General features: G+C 60.5%; 12 protein-coding genes. 8 read left to right on the top strand and 4 right to left on the bottom strand.

Annotation, left to right across the window (positions count from 1 at the left end; translation table 11 throughout):
• The first annotated feature begins 104 nt into the window (after window positions 1-104).
• From dgcB to MMG91_RS27075, 4 genes are read left to right on the top strand one after another with little or no spacing between them, the layout of a single operon-like run.
• Window positions 105-2,054, top strand: coding sequence for a dimethylglycine demethylation protein DgcB (dgcB, locus tag MMG91_RS27090; RefSeq protein ID WP_305447195.1), 1,950 nt, complete (start codon window positions 105-107; stop codon window positions 2,052-2,054).
• A complete protein-coding gene (locus MMG91_RS27085; protein WP_310661264.1) occupies window positions 2,054-3,274 on the top strand; it encodes an electron transfer flavoprotein subunit alpha/FixB family protein in 1,221 nt (406 codons plus the stop codon). The genes dgcB and MMG91_RS27085 overlap by 1 nt, the downstream gene beginning before the upstream one ends.
• 15 nt (window positions 3,275-3,289) lie before the next feature.
• The gene (locus tag MMG91_RS27080) at window positions 3,290-4,060 is read left to right on the top strand and encodes an electron transfer flavoprotein subunit beta (protein ID WP_030128552.1); all 771 of its coding nucleotides are present in this window, start codon (window positions 3,290-3,292) and stop codon (window positions 4,058-4,060) included.
• Window positions 4,061-4,081: 21 nt separating this feature from the next.
• Window positions 4,082-4,648 (top strand): GNAT family N-acetyltransferase, encoded by a 567-nt coding sequence (locus MMG91_RS27075; protein ID WP_030128551.1) that lies wholly within the window; start codon window positions 4,082-4,084, stop codon window positions 4,646-4,648.
• Window positions 4,649-4,956: 308 nt separating this feature from the next.
• Here the strand turns inward: MMG91_RS27075 and MMG91_RS27070 are convergent, their stop codons facing one another.
• Window positions 4,957-5,187: a hypothetical protein gene (locus tag MMG91_RS27070; RefSeq protein WP_310661263.1), complete on the bottom strand. Its 231-nt coding sequence runs from the start codon at window positions 5,185-5,187 to the stop codon at window positions 4,957-4,959.
• A gap of 497 nt (window positions 5,188-5,684) precedes the next feature.
• Between MMG91_RS27070 and MMG91_RS27065 the strand changes: the two genes are divergently transcribed.
• The 3 genes from MMG91_RS27065 (at window position 5,685) to MMG91_RS27055 (ending at window position 12,405) form a co-directional block, all read left to right on the top strand.
• Window positions 5,685-9,137, top strand: a complete 3,453-nt coding sequence (locus tag MMG91_RS27065; RefSeq protein WP_310661262.1) for a GMC oxidoreductase — start codon at window positions 5,685-5,687, stop codon at window positions 9,135-9,137.
• Window positions 9,138-9,259: 122 nt separating this feature from the next.
• Window positions 9,260-11,128 (top strand): hypothetical protein, encoded by a 1,869-nt coding sequence (locus MMG91_RS27060; protein ID WP_310661261.1) that lies wholly within the window; start codon window positions 9,260-9,262, stop codon window positions 11,126-11,128.
• 26 nt (window positions 11,129-11,154) lie between these two features.
• Window positions 11,155-12,405 carry a metallophosphoesterase gene (locus MMG91_RS27055; protein WP_310661260.1) on the top strand — a complete coding sequence of 417 codons (1,251 nt, stop codon included), beginning with the start codon at window positions 11,155-11,157 and terminating at the stop codon, window positions 12,403-12,405.
• 117 nt (window positions 12,406-12,522) lie between these two features.
• Here MMG91_RS27055 and gbcA read toward each other — a convergent pair whose 3' ends face one another.
• Window positions 12,523-13,818: a glycine-betaine demethylase subunit GbcA gene (gbcA, locus tag MMG91_RS27050; RefSeq protein WP_105340901.1), complete on the bottom strand. Its 1,296-nt coding sequence runs from the start codon at window positions 13,816-13,818 to the stop codon at window positions 12,523-12,525.
• 282 nt (window positions 13,819-14,100) lie between these two features.
• On the opposite strand from gbcA, the gene gbcB reads away from it, so the two are divergent.
• Entirely contained in the window at window positions 14,101-15,201 is a 1,101-nt protein-coding gene (gene gbcB, locus MMG91_RS27045; RefSeq protein WP_310661259.1) for a glycine-betaine demethylase subunit GbcB, read from the top strand.
• 115 nt (window positions 15,202-15,316) lie between these two features.
• Here gbcB and MMG91_RS27040 read toward each other — a convergent pair whose 3' ends face one another.
• Together MMG91_RS27040 and MMG91_RS27035 are read right to left on the bottom strand one after the other, a co-directional pair.
• The gene (locus tag MMG91_RS27040; protein WP_310661258.1) at window positions 15,317-16,141 is read right to left on the bottom strand and encodes an NAD(P)-dependent oxidoreductase; all 825 of its coding nucleotides are present in this window, start codon (window positions 16,139-16,141) and stop codon (window positions 15,317-15,319) included.
• Between the two features lie 237 nt (window positions 16,142-16,378).
• A complete protein-coding gene (locus tag MMG91_RS27035) occupies window positions 16,379-16,912 on the bottom strand; it encodes an REP-associated tyrosine transposase (protein WP_305447187.1) in 534 nt (177 codons plus the stop codon).
• Window positions 16,913-17,091 lie beyond the last annotated feature (179 nt).

Here is a 17,091-nt window from a genome sequence, read left to right as displayed (position 1 = left end):
GGACGCTCTGCGTCCGCTTTTGATGTGACGCGGAGCGTCACGGGCTGCATTCCCACGCGGAGCGTGGGAACGATCATAGACCCCGAGGTCTTTGGGAGCTCCACATGTTGAACACCCTTCTTCCAATCCTGTTGTTCGCTGCCCTGGGCCTGGCTGTCCTGGGCGCGTTGCGGCGGGTGGCTATGTGGCGCCGAGGCCGGGCTTCGAAAGTCGACCTGATCGGTGGCCTGTTCGCCATGCCCAAGCGCTACATGGTCGACTTGCACCATGTCGTGGCGCGGGACAAATACATTGCCAACACCCACGTTGCCACGGCCGGTGGTGCAGTGGCGTCCATTGTGCTGGCGATTCTGGTGCATGGTTTTGGCCTGCATAACCGCATCCTCGGCTATGCACTGCTGCTGATGTCGGCGGTGATGTTTGTCGGCGCGATCTTTATGTTCCTGCGCCGTCGCAACCCACCGGCCCGCTTGTCCAAAGGCCCGTGGATGCGCCTGCCGAAAAGCCTGATGGCGTTCTCGGCATCGTTCTTCCTGCTGACCCTGCCGGTCGCCGGCATCCTTCCGGAAAACTTCGGTGGTTGGGTGGTGGCTGCGATCCTCGGCGTCGGCGTGCTCTGGGGCGTGTCGGAACTGTTCTTCGGCATGACCTGGGGCGGGCCGATGAAGCACGCCTTCGCCGGTGCCTTGCACCTGGCCTGGCACCGTCGCGCCGAGCGTTTTGGTGGCGGTCGTTCCACCGGTTTGAAGCCGCTGGATCTGAATGACCCGAACGCGCCACTGGGCGTGGAAAAACCCAAGGATTTCACCTGGAACCAACTGCTCGGCTTCGACGCCTGCGTGCAGTGCGGTAAATGCGAAGCCGCGTGCCCGGCGTTCGCCGCCGGCCAGCCGCTGAACCCGAAAAAACTGATTCAGGATATGGTCGTTGGCCTGGCTGGCGGTACCGATGCCAAATTCGCTGGCAGCCCGTATCCGGGTAAAGCCATCGGCGAACACGGTGGCAACCCGCATCAACCGATCGTCAACGGTTTGGTGGACGCTGAAACCCTGTGGTCCTGCACCACTTGCCGTGCCTGCGTCGAGGAATGCCCGATGATGATCGAGCACGTCGACGCCATCGTCGACATGCGTCGCCATCTGACCCTGGAAAAAGGCGCGACCCCGAACAAGGGCGCCGAAGTCCTGGAAAACCTGATCGCCACCGACAACCCTGGCGGTTTCGCGCCGGGCGGGCGGATGAACTGGGCGGCGGATTTGAACCTGAACCTGCTCAGCGAGAAGAAATCCACCGACGTGCTGTTCTGGGTCGGCGACGGTGCCTTCGACATGCGCAACCAGCGCACCCTGCGTGCCTTCGTCAAAGTGCTGAAAGCGGCCAAGGTCGACTTCGCGGTGCTGGGGCTTGAAGAGCGTGACAGTGGTGACGTGGCTCGGCGTCTGGGCGACGAAGCGACCTTCCAGCTGTTGGCCAAACGCAACATCCAGACCCTGGCCAAGTACAGCTTCAACCGCATCGTCACCTGCGACCCGCACAGTTTCCACGTGCTGAAAAACGAGTACGGCGCCTTCGACGGCAACTACCTCGTGCAGCACCACAGCACTTACATGGCGGAGATCATTGGCGACGGCGCCCTGAACCTCGGCCAGCACAAAGGCAGCAGCGTGACTTATCACGACCCGTGCTACCTCGGTCGCTACAACGGCGAATACGAGGCGCCGCGCGAAGTGCTGCGCGCCCTGGGCATCGAGATCAAGGAAATGCAACGCTCCGGTTTCCGTTCGCGCTGCTGCGGCGGCGGTGGCGGTGCGCCGATCACCGACATTCCGGGCAAGCAACGGATCCCTGACATGCGCATGGAAGACATCCGCGAAACCGGCGCCGAACTGGTGGCCGTGGGTTGTCCACAGTGCACTGCGATGCTCGAAGGCGTGGTCGAACCGCGTCCAATGATCAAGGACATCGCCGAACTGGTGGCTGATGCGTTGCTCGAAGACGCAACGCCGGGAAAGCCATCGGCACCGGCCAAACGTGAACCAGCGGAGGTGCATTGATGAGCGACATTATCCGCCGCGACCCACGTGCCGAATGGATCGCCCGCAACCGTCTGCACCCGCTGCACGCGGCGATGCAACCGGCGCAACACAGCTGGATGGGACCGAACGGCGTCATCCGCAAGAATCCTCACGGGATCGGTTTTATCGGCCCCAACGGCATCAAACGGATCGACCGCAGCGGCGCTCAGCAAGGCGGGGCGACCAAACGTTCAGCCGCGGTTGAAGTGCAATTACCGCTGCATCAAGTGGCTGTACCTGCGTTCTACATCAGCGTGGTGCCGGACATGGTCGGCGGCCGCTTGAGCAGCCACGACCGCGACTTGCTCGGCCTGGCCCATCAGTTGGCCGGCGAGGACGGCGCGGTACTGGCCGTGGTCTTCGGTGAGCACAAGGAAAACGCCTTCGCCACGGCTGGCGTGGATCGCTTGCTGGTGCTTGAGGGCGAAGAATTCAGCGGTTATGCACCGGAACAACGCGTCCAGGGCCTGCGGGCTGTGGATAACCAGTTCAGCCCGCGTCACTGGTTGCTGCCGGACAGCCGCAGCGGTGGTGGTGAACTCGGCCGGCGCTTTGCCGCCGCACTGGGCGAACGCCCGGCCACGCGGGTCTGGCAGGTCAAGGATCAGGAGTGCATCGGCCGCGCCGGTGCTGGTTTGCAGGATCTTGCACGTCCGGTCGCCCGCTTGATTCTGGCCGCCGCCGAATGCGCCGAACCGGTCAGCGAAACCCGTCACGAAGCGTTGCCGGTGGAGTTATCCACAGCGGTCGCTCGCAGCCTGTCGCGGATCGAAGATCTGGGCGCGGTGGCGGTGGACCCGGCGGCGATTCCGATGGCCGAAGCCGAGTTCATCTTCTCCGGCGGCAACGGGGTCAAGGACTGGGGACTTTTCCACAGGACCGCCGAAGCGCTGGGCGCGACCGAAGGCGCCTCCCGGGTGGCGGTGGACGATGGTTTCATGGCCCGCGACCGTCAGGTCGGTGCGTCCGGTACCTGGGTTACCGCGCGGGTTTACGTGGCGGTGGGGATTTCCGGGGCGATCCAGCACCTGCAAGGCATCGGTGCCTGCGACAAGGTGGTGGCGATCAACCTCGATCCGGGTTGCGACATGATCAAACGGGCCGACCTGTCGGTGATCGGTGAGAGCGCCGAGATTCTTCAAGCCTTGATCGATGCGGTAGAGGCTTACCGCAATGAAGCCAAGCGCGATGCGGCTTAAGGAAAGGAAAGGGTTATGAGCACGAAAATCATCAGCCTGGTGTCCATCGGCGCCCACCCGACCTCCGGCCGGCCACGCCGCGCCGAGCAGGATGCGCGGGCGGTTGAACTGGGTTTGCAACTGGCTGGGGATAACCTGCAAGTGCTGCATGCCGGCGACGTTGCGGAACCGGCACTGCGTGCTTATCTGGGCATGGGCCTGGAACAGTTGCACGTGCTGGAACAACCGGAAGGTGCTGACGCGCTGCCGGCGTTGACCGCGTATTTGCGCGATGCCGGGGCGCAAGTGGTGCTGACCGGCAGCCAGGCGGAAACCGGTGAAGGCTCGGGCATGTTGCCGTTCCTGCTGGCCGAAAGCCTTGGCTGGCCGCTGGTGGTGGGTTTGGCGCAAGTCGAATCCATCGACGGTGGTTCGGCGCTGGTGCTGCAGGCCTTGCCTCGCGGCCAGCGTCGGCGCTTGAAAGTACGCCTGCCGTTTCTGGCAACTGTGGATAACGCGGCGCCCAAGCCTCGGCAGAGCGCCTACGGTCCGGCGCGGCGCGGGGTGTTGCAGGCGGATGAAGTGGAAGTGATCGACGATGAACTTCTGGCGGTGGCCACGCTGCAACCGGCCAAGCCACGGCCCAAACGCTTGAAAGTGATCAAGGCCAAGAGCGGTGCAGACCGCATGAAGGCCGCGACGGCCAAGGCCAGTGGCGGCGGCGGGCAAGTGCTCAAGGGCGTCACCGCGCAGGCGGGCGCAGAAGCCATTCTCAAGTTGCTGATTGAAGAAGGCGTGGTTCGCTAACGGTCCTGTGGAGCCCGGTAAATGGCAGTTGAGTTTCGTTCGGCCCTGCGCGCGGATGCGCGTGAGATTGCTCGCTTGTTTCAGATTTCATCAGAAGGTGCGGCGGATTACATCTGGAGCCAACTGGCGCAGCCCGGCCAGGACCTGCTGGAGGTCGGTGCCAGTCGTTACGCGCGTGAAGACGTCGATTTCTCCTATCAGAACTGCCTGATCGCGCAGGCCGAGGGAAAGGTCATCGGCATGCTGCACAGCTACGCGATGCGCCACGATCCTCAGGCCGCTCCCGTGACCGATCCGGTCCTGGCGCCGTATGCCACGATGGAAATCCCCGACACCCTTTATATTTCGAGCCTGGCCCTGCATGAGGGCTGGCGCAATCAGGGGTTGGGTAAACAATTCCTCGCCTATGCCTACGACCGTGCCAACCGGTTGGGGCTCAACGGCTTGAGCCTGATCGACTACGCGGTGAACACCGGCGCCCGGCGGTTTTATGAGCGCCATGGCTTCCGGATTGTCGATACCTGCCAAATCACGCCGCATCCGATGATTCGGGTTACGGGTGAGGCTTATTTGATGTATCGGCCTTGAGGCCATGAACCCGCTCCCACAGGGGTTCAGTGTCGAACACTGATTATGTGCACATCAACGTTACCCACAATCCCTGTTAGTGCTTCTGTGGATAACATGTTCACCCCTCGCTACACCCCATGCCCCTCAAGCCCTCCAGCCCTTCGTACAAAAAACAACCAGCCTAAGCCCCGGTTTTTTCGAGCTTTTTCCACAGAACAACGTCGCTCGCAAGCCGATACTTGCCCCCAATCTCTGTTGGCGCTTCTGTGGATAAGATGTTCGCTGTCCGCTACAGGCTATATAAACCGTGGCTTTCAGTGGGTTGATCAAATAATACTCAATTGACTCTTTTCTTTCCCTGATTCTCCCGTAAACCCCGAATCCTCGCGGCTTTCAGCGGTTTTCCACAGAACCTGCAAAGTTGCCCCCAAAGTCTGTTGGCGCTTCTGTGGATAAGGTGTTCGCCATCCTCTGTACATCATATAAACCGTGCCCTGCAGACTTCTGATCAAAAAACGATCAATGCTTGCGTAAAACCCTGCTTCTGGATAAGTCACGGTTTTTCTTGGTTTTTTGTGAATAAATTTGCCCCGTCATCCACAGTTGTCCCCAATAGCTGTGGGTGGAGATGTGGATAACTTGTTCGCTAAACCCTGCAAGCCACGGCCCATATAGGCCACAACGCGATAGATCAGATTTCATACAGTTCTAAGGCGCTTCCTTGACTTCGATCTGTCGCCTGTCTTCACTCTCATGGCACAAGGACAACCGTCACTTATCCACATCTGGTTCAGGGAGAACGCGTGATGGATAGCCAGCCACATCGCTTGCACCCCAACCCTTGCGTGACCTGTGTACCGACCCCCGCCACCTTGCTACGTAAACGGATCCATCGTCGTGCCGCTAATCAGCGTGCTCGCCTATAGCGACCTTTATCCCTATGCCATAACGCCGCTGCCATTAAGGCCCGACCGTGCCCGGTGACCAGGCGTTTGTTCGTCTATCGATTGCAGGCAACCACAGAGTTGCCCATCTGCCTGAGAGGAAATGACCCATGACACGGATCGCCACGCCCATCAGCGACATCAAGGAACACTACGACGTGATCGTCATCGGCTCCGGCTACGGCGGCGGGATCGCGGCGTCGCGCCTGTCCCGCGCCGGCAAGCGGGTGTGCCTGCTGGAGCGAGGTCGGGAAATCCAGCCCGGCGAATATCCCAATACGATGTTGGCGGCCACGGAGGAGCTGCAAGTCCATGACCCGGACGGGCACATCGGTTCGCGCACCGGGTTGTTCGACCTGCACGTCAACGCCCAGCAGAACGTGGTGGTCGGTTGCGGCCTGGGCGGCACGTCGCTGATCAACGCCAACGTCGCGCTGGAACCAGAGCCCGGCGTGTTCGACGACCCGCGTTGGCCGCTAGCGGTGCGTGAACACCGCGACACGCTGCTCAAGGATGGATATGCCCGGGCCCGGGAGATGCTCAAGCCCAATCCGTACCCGAACACCGCGCCGAACCTGCCCAAACTCGACGCGAACAAAAAGTCCGCTGAGTACCTGAAGCAAGACGCACATTTCTACAAGCCGCCGATCAACGTGACCTTCGACAAGCTGCCGAACAACCTCAACCACGTCGGCGTCGAGCAATTGCCATGCAACCACTGCGGCGACTGCGTGTCGGGCTGTAACAACAAGGCCAAGAACACCACGCTGATGAATTACCTGCCGGACGCCTGGAACCACGGCGCGGAGATTTTCTGCCAGGCCGAGGTGCGGCATCTGGAGCGCGACGGCGATGGCTGGATCGTGCACTTCCAGTATCTGGACAGCGGCCGGGAGAAATTCTCCGCGCCGACGCTGTTCGTCAAGGCGGACATTGTCGTGGTGTCGGCCGGCACCCTGGGCTCCACCGAAATCCTCCTGCGTTCTCGGGACAAAGGCCTGTCGACGTCCAATCAGCTTGGCGAAAACATGAGCGGCAACGGCGACATCCTCGGTTTTGGCCACAACTGCGATGAAACGATCAACGGCATCGGTTTCGGCGCCCATCCGGCCAAGGAAATGAAACCGGTCGGCCCGTGCATCACCTCGATCATCGACATGCGTACCGAAGGTGACTGGCGCAGCCGCATGGTCATTGAAGAAGGCTCGATCCCCGGTGCGCTCGGCCGACCCATGGTGCCAAGCATGGCCGCGTTTGCCGGGTTGATCGGCAAGCCCACCGATGACAGTTTCAGTGGCAAGCTCAAATACGCTGCGCGCGAATCCGAGAGTTTTCTGCGCGGCCCGTATCACGGCGCCCTGCACAACATGCAGACCTACCTGATCATGAGCCATGACGATGGCAAGGGGCGCATGGTGCTCGACAGCAACGATCAGTTGCGCATCGACTGGCCGGGTGTTGGCGAGCAGGAAAACGTGAAGCTTGGCAACGAGCGGCTGCACCAGAGCACCAAGGCATTGGGCGGGATCTGGGTCGAGAACCCGATCTGGACCGAGCTGCTCAAACACAGCATCGTTTCCGTCCACCCATTGGGCGGTTGCGTGATGGGCGAGGATGCGGCGCAGGGCGTGGTCAACCACAAGGGCCAAGTGTTCAGTGGCGCCACCGGCACCGATGTCTATGCCGGGTTGTACGTGGCCGACGGCGCGGTGATCCCGACTTCCCTGGCGGTCAATCCGCTGCTGACCATCTCTGCTGTGAGCGAGCGCAACATGGGCCTGCTGGCCGCCGATCGTGGTTGGCACATCGACTACACGCTGCCCTCGGCACCGCGTAAACCGGTGGCGGCGCCTACCCTCGGCGTGCAGTTCACCGAAACCATGAAAGGCTATTTCTCCAAAGCTTTCACCCAGCCCCAGGGCACCGATCTGAAACTCTACGAGGCAGCGGCCAAACGCGGCGAGTCGGACAACTCGCCGATCGAGTTCACCCTGACCATCACCGCTAACGACCTCAACCGCATGATCAAGGAACCTGAACACGCCGCGACACTGGTCGGCACCCTGGATGCTCCAGGCTTGTCGCCAGAACCGCTGACCGCCAGCAACGGCGTGTTCAACCTGTTCGAGGAGTATCAGGAACAGGTCGGTGTGCGGCACATGAATTACGACATGAAACTGACCGCCGAGGACGGCAGCGATTATTACTTCAGTGCGTTCAAGACCGTGCCCGAAGACAATGGCGTGTTGAACGTCTGGCACGACACCAGCACCCTCTACGTGACGCTGTATCGCGGATCGGACAAGACCGGTGAGGTGATTGGCTCGGGTGTAATGCACATCCATCCAGCCGATTTCGCCAAGCAGATGACCACCATGAAGGTGCTCAATGCGCGCAACGAACGCGAGCGCATCGATGGGCTGGCAAGGTTCGGCAAGTTCTTCGCCGGCATCTTGTGGGAGAGCTACGGCGGGGTGTTCGCGGGTGACATCTACTTCAATCCCGATGCCCCACCCCGGCAGAAACGTCCTCTGGATGCGCCGATCCCGAGCGTGCAGTTCTTCCAGACCGAAGACAACGTCCAGCTGCGCCTGACCCGCTATCAGGCCGGCAGCAAAGGGCCGGTGATGCTGGTGCACGGCTTGGGCGTGGGCTCGAATATTTTCTCCACCGACACCATCCAGACCAACCTGCTGGAGTTCCTGTGCAAGCACGAGTACGACGTCTGGCTGCTGGATCTGCGGGTGAGCATTCTGTTGCCCGCGAGCAAGAAGGAATGGAACGGCGACCAGATTGCGCAGTACGACTTCAAGGCCGCCATCGCGCAGATCCAGCAAGCAACCAAGGCGGCGGACGTGCAATGCGTGGTGCATTGCTATGGCGCGACGACTTTCTTCATGTCGCTGTTGGCCGGATTGCAGGGCGTGCGTTCGGTGGTGTGTTCGCAGATTGCGGCAGACACGGTGGTCGCCACGGCAACGGGGCTCAAGGCCGGTCTGCACCTTCCGGGGATGCTCGACGCCATCGGCATCAAATCCCTCACCGCGTATGCCGACAACAAGGAGAGCTGGTTCAATAAACTCTACGACAAGGCCCTCAACGGCTATGCCCGCATCGAGGCCCAGGGCTACTGCACCAATCCGGTGTGCCATCGCATCACCTTCATGTACGCGTCGCTGTACCGACATGACACCCTCAACGACACCCTGCACGACAACCTGCATGAGCTGTTCGGCGAGTCGAACATGCAGACCTTCGAGCACTTGGCGTTGATCCTGCGCAAAGGCCATCTGGTGGACTTCAAGGGCCAGGACGTCTACATGCCGCACTTCGACCGGCTGACCATGCCGATCTGCTTCATCAGCGGCGAAGACAACCAGTGCTACCTGCCGGAAAGCACGCTCAAGACTTATGAACGCGTGTGTAAAGCCCATGGACCGGAGCGCTACAGCCGCCATGTGGTGCCGGGTTATGGGCATATCGACTGCATGTTCGGCAAGAATGCGGTGCTTGATGTGTACCCGATCATCCTGCAACACCTGGAGAAAACGGCCCTCGGCTAGCACTGATCGTTCCCACGCTCTGCGTGGGAATGCATCCCGTGACGCTCTGCGTCACAAACGCGGACGCAGAGCGTCCATGGCGGCATTCCCACGCTGAGCGTGGGAACGATCTGGGGAAAAACATGGACAGTTACATCCGCTGGTTTCAACGCTTCATCTGGATAGGCATCGTGATGAACATGGTCTTCGCGATTCCGGCGCTGTTCGCGCCGGCATTGCTGACCTCGATGCTCGGGATGCCACCGCAACTCTCCGATCCTTGGCTGGAGAACGCCGGCATGTTGCTGGTGGGGATCAGCCTTTTTTACATGCCGTCAGGCTTCAACGCACCCAAATACGTAGTGCATTCGTGGCTGTGCGTGTTGTCGCGCCTGGTGGCCGTGGCGTTCTGGATCTACCTGATCAACACCAGCAACCAGGCCCAGGTGTTCGTGCCGATGCTGCTAGGTGATCTGAGCATGTTCCTGATCCTCGGGGTTCTGTTGTACCGGGGCAGCGCTCCGGCCAATCGGCCCTTGGCGTTGCTTCGCGACGGCTGGCATGAGTGGCGCGCAGCGTGGGCGCGACGCTGGCAGCGACACAGCTTCAAAGTCGCCACGCTGGTCGTGGTGCTGGCGCTGGGGTTTATCGGCTACGAAACCTGGTACCAGATGCTGCGGGTTGTGCCGGAAGAGCAATACGCCTCCGATGAGGAGCACTACAAGTACGGCGCCATCGGCCTGGGCATCGAGGCGCGGATTCCCTATTACCTGTTCGCCGTGTTACCGCAGATGTGCCCGGATAAACTGCCAAAACCCGGGGGGTACGAAGTCTTCGGTTTCCTCTACGAGAACGGCAAGGACCTGCCGATCGGCATGGCCAAGCGGCAGATCGGCTATCCGACCGTGGAGCCCAACTGCGCTCTATGCCACACCGGTTCCTATCGGGCCAATACCAGCGACGTCGCCATCCCGGTGGCCACTGCGCCGGCCAATACCCTGCAACTGCAGGCCTTCCAGTGGTTCGCCTACAATTGCGCCAGCGACCCGACATTCACCCCTGACGCGGTGATGACCGCGATCAACAGCAAGTTCCAGCTCGGGTTTTTCGAGCGCTTGTACAACCGCTACGTGATCATTCCGATGGCCACGAGCGCGCTGGTCAAGCAGAAACAGGCCTATGCCTGGCAACGCCTGCGCGCACCGCAAGGGCCGGGTCGCACCGACACCTTCAACCCGACGAAAATGGTGGTGTTCGGCTTCCCGGATGACTCGACCATCGGCACCGTCGACTTGCCGCAAGTCTGGAACCAGAAACCTCGGGAGTCGCTGTACCTGCATTGGGACGGCAACAACAACGACATCCATGAGCGCAACTACGCGGCGGCCATGGCCGTGGGCGCGACGCCGGAATCAGTGTTGCCGGCCAGTTTCAACCGGGTGACCAACTGGTTGCTGGGCCACAAGGCGCCGGCATGGCCGTTCGCGCTGGATCAAGCCAAAGTCGCACGGGGCAAACCGGTGTGGGAAAACAACTGCGCCGGTTGCCATGATTTCGGCCGCACCGACACCGGTCAGGTCACCACCAGCATTGATGAACTGGGCACCGATCCCCATCGGCTGAACTCGTTCACCAATGGTTTAGTGACGGCTTTCCATGGCTTCAAGAAATCGCCGTTCGACTTTGGCGCCTATCGCAAGACCCAGAGCTACAGCAACACGCCCACCGACGGCGTCTGGTTGCGTGCACCGTACCTGCATAACGGTTCGGTGCCGACCCTGTGGGACTTGCTGCAACCACCGGAAAAGAGACCGCTGGTGTTCTTCACCGGCTCCGACGTGTACGACCAGGACAAGGTCGGCTTCGTCACCAGTGGCCAGCAGATGAAGGCTTCGGCGGACTTCAAATACGACACCCGTCTGGAGGGCAACCACAACGGCGGCCATCTGTACGGCACGCAACTGTCGGAACTCGATAAGCGGGCGCTCATCGAGTTCATGAAAACCCTGTGATTCCACTACGGATGGAGGTAAGCGACATGTCATTGGTCAGTCATTGGGAACACGAGTTCGACAAGGTCAAGCTACGGCTGCACGGCGTGGTCACCCGCCTGGAAATGGCCTGGAAGAAGCTCGTCAGCGAGCTTGAGCCCGAGGAATACCAGGCCATCGTCGCGCTGCTGCAACGGGGCCATGATCAGGCGCACTACGTGCTCAAGAACGGCGATTTGCCCGACGATCAGCCGAGTGTGCCGTGGGAACTGGCCCACGGCTTGTCGATCCTGCACATCGGCAATGCCACTCCCTTGCCGCAATCGGCAGACGAGCTGCAAACCCGGGTGCTCAAGGACGGCAGCCTGCTCGGTTGTCGCAAATGGGAGCTGCTGGACCTGTTGTGGAGCGAGGCGCTGCTCAAATGGATCGAGAACCTGCGGCATCACGCGCCGTTTGCCACCAACCCGGCGATGATGCGCATGGACAGTGACGTGACCCTGGCCATCGCCGGCGATTGGGGCACCGGACCGTTCGACAGCCATGCCCCGGCGGTGGCGGTGGCCAACCAGATGCAACTGGCCCAGGCCGACTTCACCATTCACTTGGGGGACGTGTATTACGCCGGCACCCATTCCCAGGAAGACGTCGATATGGTCGGCTGGCCCATGGGCAAGCACGGCTCGTTCACCCTCAACTCCAATCACGAGATGTACAGCGGCGCCCATGGCTACTTCAAGGAACTGGCCAAGCGTTTCCCGGCGCAGCAGGGCACCAGTTATTTTGCGTTATACAACGATGACTGGCTGGTGATTGGACTCGACACGGCTTATGCCTCTGATCCAATCAATCTGTATATGGATGGTGCGCTGAACAAGCAGCAGATCGACTGGATGAAAGACCTGCCTCAACGCAAGAAAATCATGGTGCTCAGCCATCACCAGGGCTTCGACATTTCCGGGCATAACAAGACAGCGTTGTACCAACCGGTATGCGATGCCTTGGGGCGCGAGCCGGATTACTGGTATTGGGGGCATTTGCACAATGGCATCTGCTACGCCGCTCAAGGTGGCTTGCATGCGCGTTGCGCCGGGCACGGGGCGATTCCCTACGGCAATGCCAGCGAGCTGAACGGGCATTCGCGGGTGCTGTGGTCGGAAACGCAAAATGCGCGGGATGAGGCGTACCCGGATCGGGTGTTGAACGGTTATGTGAAAGTGCGGCTGGTGGGGGAGAACATCGAAGAGACGTTTATTGGGGAGGATGGCAGTGTGCGGTGGTCTTCGTCAGCCCATTGATCGTTCCCACGCTCTGCGTGGGAATGCAGCCCGGGACGCTCTGCGTCCCAGGAGCCGAACGCAGAGCGTCCGTTGAGGCATCCCTTTGCTGCGCGTGGGAACGATCAGAGTGACAGGTCAGCCTTGAACCGGCACGCCTTTGAGGTAAGGCGCAGGCTCGGCCCCCAGGTTGTTCAGCATCCGCTCGCTGTACCAGTCCACGAAGTTCACCACACCAAACTCATAGGTCTTGGAGTAAGGCCCTGGCTGGTACGCGGTGGAGTTGATCCCGCGCTGGTTCTCTTCGGCCAGGCGACGGTCCTGGTCGTTGGTGGCATCCCAGACCTGGCGCATGCGCTCCACGTCGTAGTCCACGCCTTCGACTGCGTCCTTGTGCACGATCCACTTGGTGGTGACCATGGTTTCCTGGGCGCTGATCGGCCACACGGTGAACACGATGATGTGATCGCCCATGCAGTGGTTCCATGAGTGCGGCAGGTGCAGGATGCGCATCGAGCCCAGGTCGGGGTTCTTGATGCGGCCCATGAGTTTGGCGCAGCCCTGTTTGCCGTCCATGGTCATCGACACGGTGCCCTTGAGCAGCGGCATGCGCACGATGCGGTTACGCAGGCCGAAACTGGCGTGGGCGTAAGGGATCTTCTCGGCTTCCCAGGCAGCGGCGGAAGCGGCTACGTGGTCCTTGAAGGCCTGGTCGGCGCGCGGGTCGGTGACGTCGTCCCATTCCAGCAGGGTTTTCAGCAGTTCCGGGTGCGATGCGTTGCAGTGGTAGCACTCGCGGTTGTTTTCCAGCACCAGTTTCCAGTTGGCTTTTTCCATCAAGGTGGTTTGCACCGCCACCTTGGTGTTCTCCATGTCGTACGGTTCCATGTAATGGCTCAGCGTCGACAGGAAGTCGTCAATGGCCGGCGGGTTTTCCGCCAGGCTGATGAAGATGTAACCGCCAGCGGTCTTCACGTTCACAGGCTTCAAACCGTACTGCTTCATGTCGAAGTCGGCGCCCATTTCGGTGCCGGCGAACAACAGGCGACCGTCCAGCTCATACGTCCACTGGTGGTAGTGGCAGACCAGTTTGGCGACTTTGCCTTTTTCACTGGTGCACAGCCGTGAACCGCGGTGACGGCAGACGTTGTGGAACGCATGGACTACGCCGTCGGCGCCGCGAATCACGATGATCGGGTTCTTGCCGACTTGCAGAGTCAGGTAATTGCCCTTGGCCGGGATTTCGCAGGTCATGCCGGCGATCAACCACTCTTTCTGAAAGATTTCCTGCATGTCGATATCAAACAGCCGTTCGTCAGAGTAAAACGGCTGCGGCAGCGAGAAAGTGCGCTCGCGTTCTTGCAGCATCTGCGCGGTGGCCTTGCGTGCGGGTTCCAGTGGATCGCCCAGGCTCAGGGTAGTGGTGACGTCCATCGTGTGTTTCCTCAAGGCCATCTGCGTGGCCGCGAAAGTGGCTGATCAGGTTTGCTACGCAAGGTGTAAAGGTTGTGTCTTGGTATGGGGCGAGTGTGGGGCCGGCGCTCGCCAGAACCTTATCCATGGGCGACATGGCCCAATCTGTTCCCGACGCGCAACCCCCGGTAATTGGGGGCTGGTCGCGATAAGTATGTGAATGTCGCAGATAGGTAAATGGAGGGGCTGCGCTATACGCAGAATCGCCAATATGAAGGCCGGTAGTCGGCCGTGGAGATCAGCATGTCCAACAGCTTCCTGAACCCGGTAACCACCCAGACCTGGGCCAATGGTCGACATATAGTCCGTTGCGTCAAAGTCATCCAGGAAACCTGGGATGTGCGCACCTTCTGCTTTATGGCCGACCAGCCGATCCTGTTCTTCTTCAAGCCCGGGCAGTTCGTCACCCTGGAGCTGGAGATCGACGGCGTGCCGATCATGCGCTCCTACACCATTTCCAGTTCGCCGTCGGTGCCGTACAGCTTTTCGGTGACCATCAAGCGCGTGCCGGGGGGCAAGGTGTCCAACTGGCTGCACGACACCCTGCACGAAGGCCAGGAGCTGGCGGTACACGGCCCGGTCGGGCTGTTCAACGCCATGGACTTCACCGCGCCGAAAGTGCTCTACCTCAGCGGCGGTGTCGGCATTACGCCGGTCATGTCCATGGCGCGCTGGTTCTACGACACCAACGGCAATGTCGACATGGTGTTTATCCACAGCGCCCGTTCGCCCAAAGACATCATTTACCACCGCGAGCTGGAGCACATGGCATCGCGGATCGACAACTTCAGCCTGCACCTGATTTGCGAGAAGCACGGTCTGGGCGAGCCGTGGGCCGGTTATCGCGGTTACCTGAACCACAAGATGCTCGAATTGATGGCGCCGGACTTCCTTGAGCGTGAAGTTTTCTGCTGCGGCCCGACCCCGTACATGAACGCGGTCAAGCGCATGCTCGAGGCGGCGGGTTTCGACATGAAGCGTTATCACGAGGAATCCTTTGGCGCGACGCCGCCGGAAGCCCGTGCCGATGCGGTGGAGCAAGCCGAAATCGCAGCAGACGCACCGGAAATCGACGTAGCGGATCTGCATCAAGTGGAATTCACAGCCTCCGGCAAGAGCATTCGTGTGGCGCCGGGCGAGACCGTGCATGCGGCGGCGGCCAAGCTTGGCTTGCTGATCCCTAAAGCTTGCGGGATGGGGATCTGCGGGACCTGCAAGGTGATGAAGCTGGGCGGCGAGGTCGAAATGGACCACAACGGCGGGATTACCGAGGAAGACGAGGCCGAAGGGTACATTCTGTCCTGCTGCAGCGTGCCGAAGGGGGATGTGCGGATCGAGTTTTGAGCCTGTGGGAGCGAGCCTGCTCGCGATAGCGGTGGATCAGTCAATATCAATATCCATGTTGAATGTTCCGACCTCATCGCGAGCAGGTTCGCTCCCACATCTAATGGTTGGAATTTCAGTCCACAAACAAGTCTGGCATCAGTTTGTCTTGGGTGCCGGGCTCAAAGCGGTAATGATCGAATTCGGTCACGCCATGCTCCCGCAGAATCTCCTCATCAATCAGCAAGCGCCCGGTAATGCTGCGACCACTGCTGTCCAGAATGATGTGGGCGGCGTCGGCCATGATCGCCGGCGTGCGCGCATGCTTGAACGACTCGCGCGACCCCAGCTGAAACTCAATGGCGGCAGTGGCGATCATGGTCTGCGGCCACAGGGAATTGACGCTGATGCCGTAGGAGGCGAACTCCTCGCTCATGCCCAGGGTCAGCATGCTCATGCCGTATTTGGTCACCGTGTAGGGGCTGTACTGGGCGAACCACTTGGTGGCCAGGTTCAGCGGTGGTGACAGGTTGAGGATGTGGCCGGCGGTTTTTTTCAGATAGGGCAGGGCGGCCTGACTGCACAGCAGTACAGCGCGGGTGTTGATCTGATGCATCAGGTCGAAGCGCTTGAGTTCGATGTGTTGCACGCCGGTCAGCTTGATCGCCCCGGCATTGTTGACCAAGGCATCAATCGCGCCGAAGTGGTCGCTGGCCTGGGCCAACGCCTCACGCACCGCCTCTTCATCGCGCACATCCACCTGCAAGGCCAACGCCTTGCCGCCCGCGGCTTCAACTTCCGCCGCCACGCTGAAGATGGTGCCAGGCAGTTTGGGGTGAGGGGTGGCGCTTTTGGCGGCAATCACGATGTTGGCCCCGTCGCGCGCAGCCCGCAGCGCAATCTCACGACCGATCCCGCGACTGGCGCCGGTGATGAACAGGGTTTTGCCTTGTAATGACATGCATACGCTCCCGATGGGGGGATCCGAGCGGATCGAAAGGCTCGCCAGTCAATGTAGACCAACTGTGGCGAGGGGACTTGCCCCCGTTCTGATCGTTCCCACGCTCCGCGTGGGAATGCCTCTCGGGACGCTCCGCGTTCCTGCCTCATCATTGGTGTAACATCTGAAACCGTCGTGACGCAGAGCGTCACGGGCTGCATTCCCACGCAGAGCGTGGGAACGATCAGTGGGGCACCCTCAGTACCAACGCTGGATCTCGATCAATCCCTCCATCCCTGCATAATTCCTCGCACTGGAATAGCGCCAGTGCTCAGGTAAATCCACGTACCCACGCTTCACCGGGTTGTAGTGGATGTAATCCAGCTTCTGGCGCATCACCGTTTCGCTGTACACCATTTCCGCGTGCGAACCTTCCTGCCACAACTGATAAACCCGATCCTGCTTATGTGCCCGTTTGCTGAAGCGCAGTCGTTGCAATGTACGTTCGGCACCTTTGCTTTGCAGATCATCAATGATCTGGCGCGCGGTGAAGGATTTGAACTGGCGGAGGCATTTGCTCAGGTCTGGAGCCCCGGCAACGAAATGCAGATGGTTTTCCAGGATTACGTAGCCGTACAGCTGCAGGTTTTGGTGGGTTTGTTGGTGGCGCCAGCAATTGAGCAGGTGATCGACAATGTAGGGGCGGATAAACAGTGGAAGCCATTCCATGAGGGTGCAGGTCAGGAAATGAGGTTTGTCGGGTTCGGTAATGGTGTAGCGGCTTCGGCCCATGGATGCATTCCTTTGCGAGGGAATGACTAGCGTGAACGGGGTGATGTAGTGGTGCTAGCGGATAGCACCGCAGAGAGAGTGGGAAATTGCGACGCGCCTCTAATGATCGTTCCCACGCTCCGCGTGGAAATGCAGCCCGTGACGCTCTGCGTCACAACGGTGCTTGGCATTGCATCAGC

The organism is Pseudomonas sp. JL3, from assembly GCF_031570575.1.
Taxonomy (GTDB): Bacteria; Pseudomonadota; Gammaproteobacteria; order Pseudomonadales; family Pseudomonadaceae; genus Aquipseudomonas; species Aquipseudomonas cucumis.
The sequence above is the reverse complement of the archived record's forward strand: the minus strand, read 5'-3'. Positions and strand labels throughout refer to the sequence as shown.

What these genes read in the sequence shown, in the direction of transcription:
- MMG91_RS27060 (WP_310661261.1), top strand. Translation starts at nt 9,260, where the DNA reads ATGGACAGTTACATCCGCTGGTTTCAACGCTTCATCTGGATAGGCATC.
- MMG91_RS27085 (WP_310661264.1), top strand. Translation starts at nt 2,054, where the DNA reads ATGAGCGACATTATCCGCCGCGACCCACGTGCCGAATGGATCGCCCGC.
- gbcA (WP_105340901.1), bottom strand. Translation starts at nt 13,818, where the DNA reads ATGGACGTCACCACTACCCTGAGCCTGGGCGATCCACTGGAACCCGCA.
- MMG91_RS27055 (WP_310661260.1), top strand. Translation starts at nt 11,155, where the DNA reads ATGTCATTGGTCAGTCATTGGGAACACGAGTTCGACAAGGTCAAGCTA.
- MMG91_RS27075 (WP_030128551.1), top strand. Translation starts at nt 4,082, where the DNA reads ATGGCAGTTGAGTTTCGTTCGGCCCTGCGCGCGGATGCGCGTGAGATT.
- MMG91_RS27035 (WP_305447187.1), bottom strand. Translation starts at nt 16,912, where the DNA reads ATGGGCCGAAGCCGCTACACCATTACCGAACCCGACAAACCTCATTTC.
- gbcB (WP_310661259.1), top strand. Translation starts at nt 14,101, where the DNA reads ATGTCCAACAGCTTCCTGAACCCGGTAACCACCCAGACCTGGGCCAAT.
- MMG91_RS27040 (WP_310661258.1), bottom strand. Translation starts at nt 16,141, where the DNA reads ATGTCATTACAAGGCAAAACCCTGTTCATCACCGGCGCCAGTCGCGGG.
- dgcB (WP_305447195.1), top strand. Translation starts at nt 105, where the DNA reads ATGTTGAACACCCTTCTTCCAATCCTGTTGTTCGCTGCCCTGGGCCTG.
- MMG91_RS27065 (WP_310661262.1), top strand. Translation starts at nt 5,685, where the DNA reads ATGACACGGATCGCCACGCCCATCAGCGACATCAAGGAACACTACGAC.
- MMG91_RS27080 (WP_030128552.1), top strand. Translation starts at nt 3,290, where the DNA reads ATGAGCACGAAAATCATCAGCCTGGTGTCCATCGGCGCCCACCCGACC.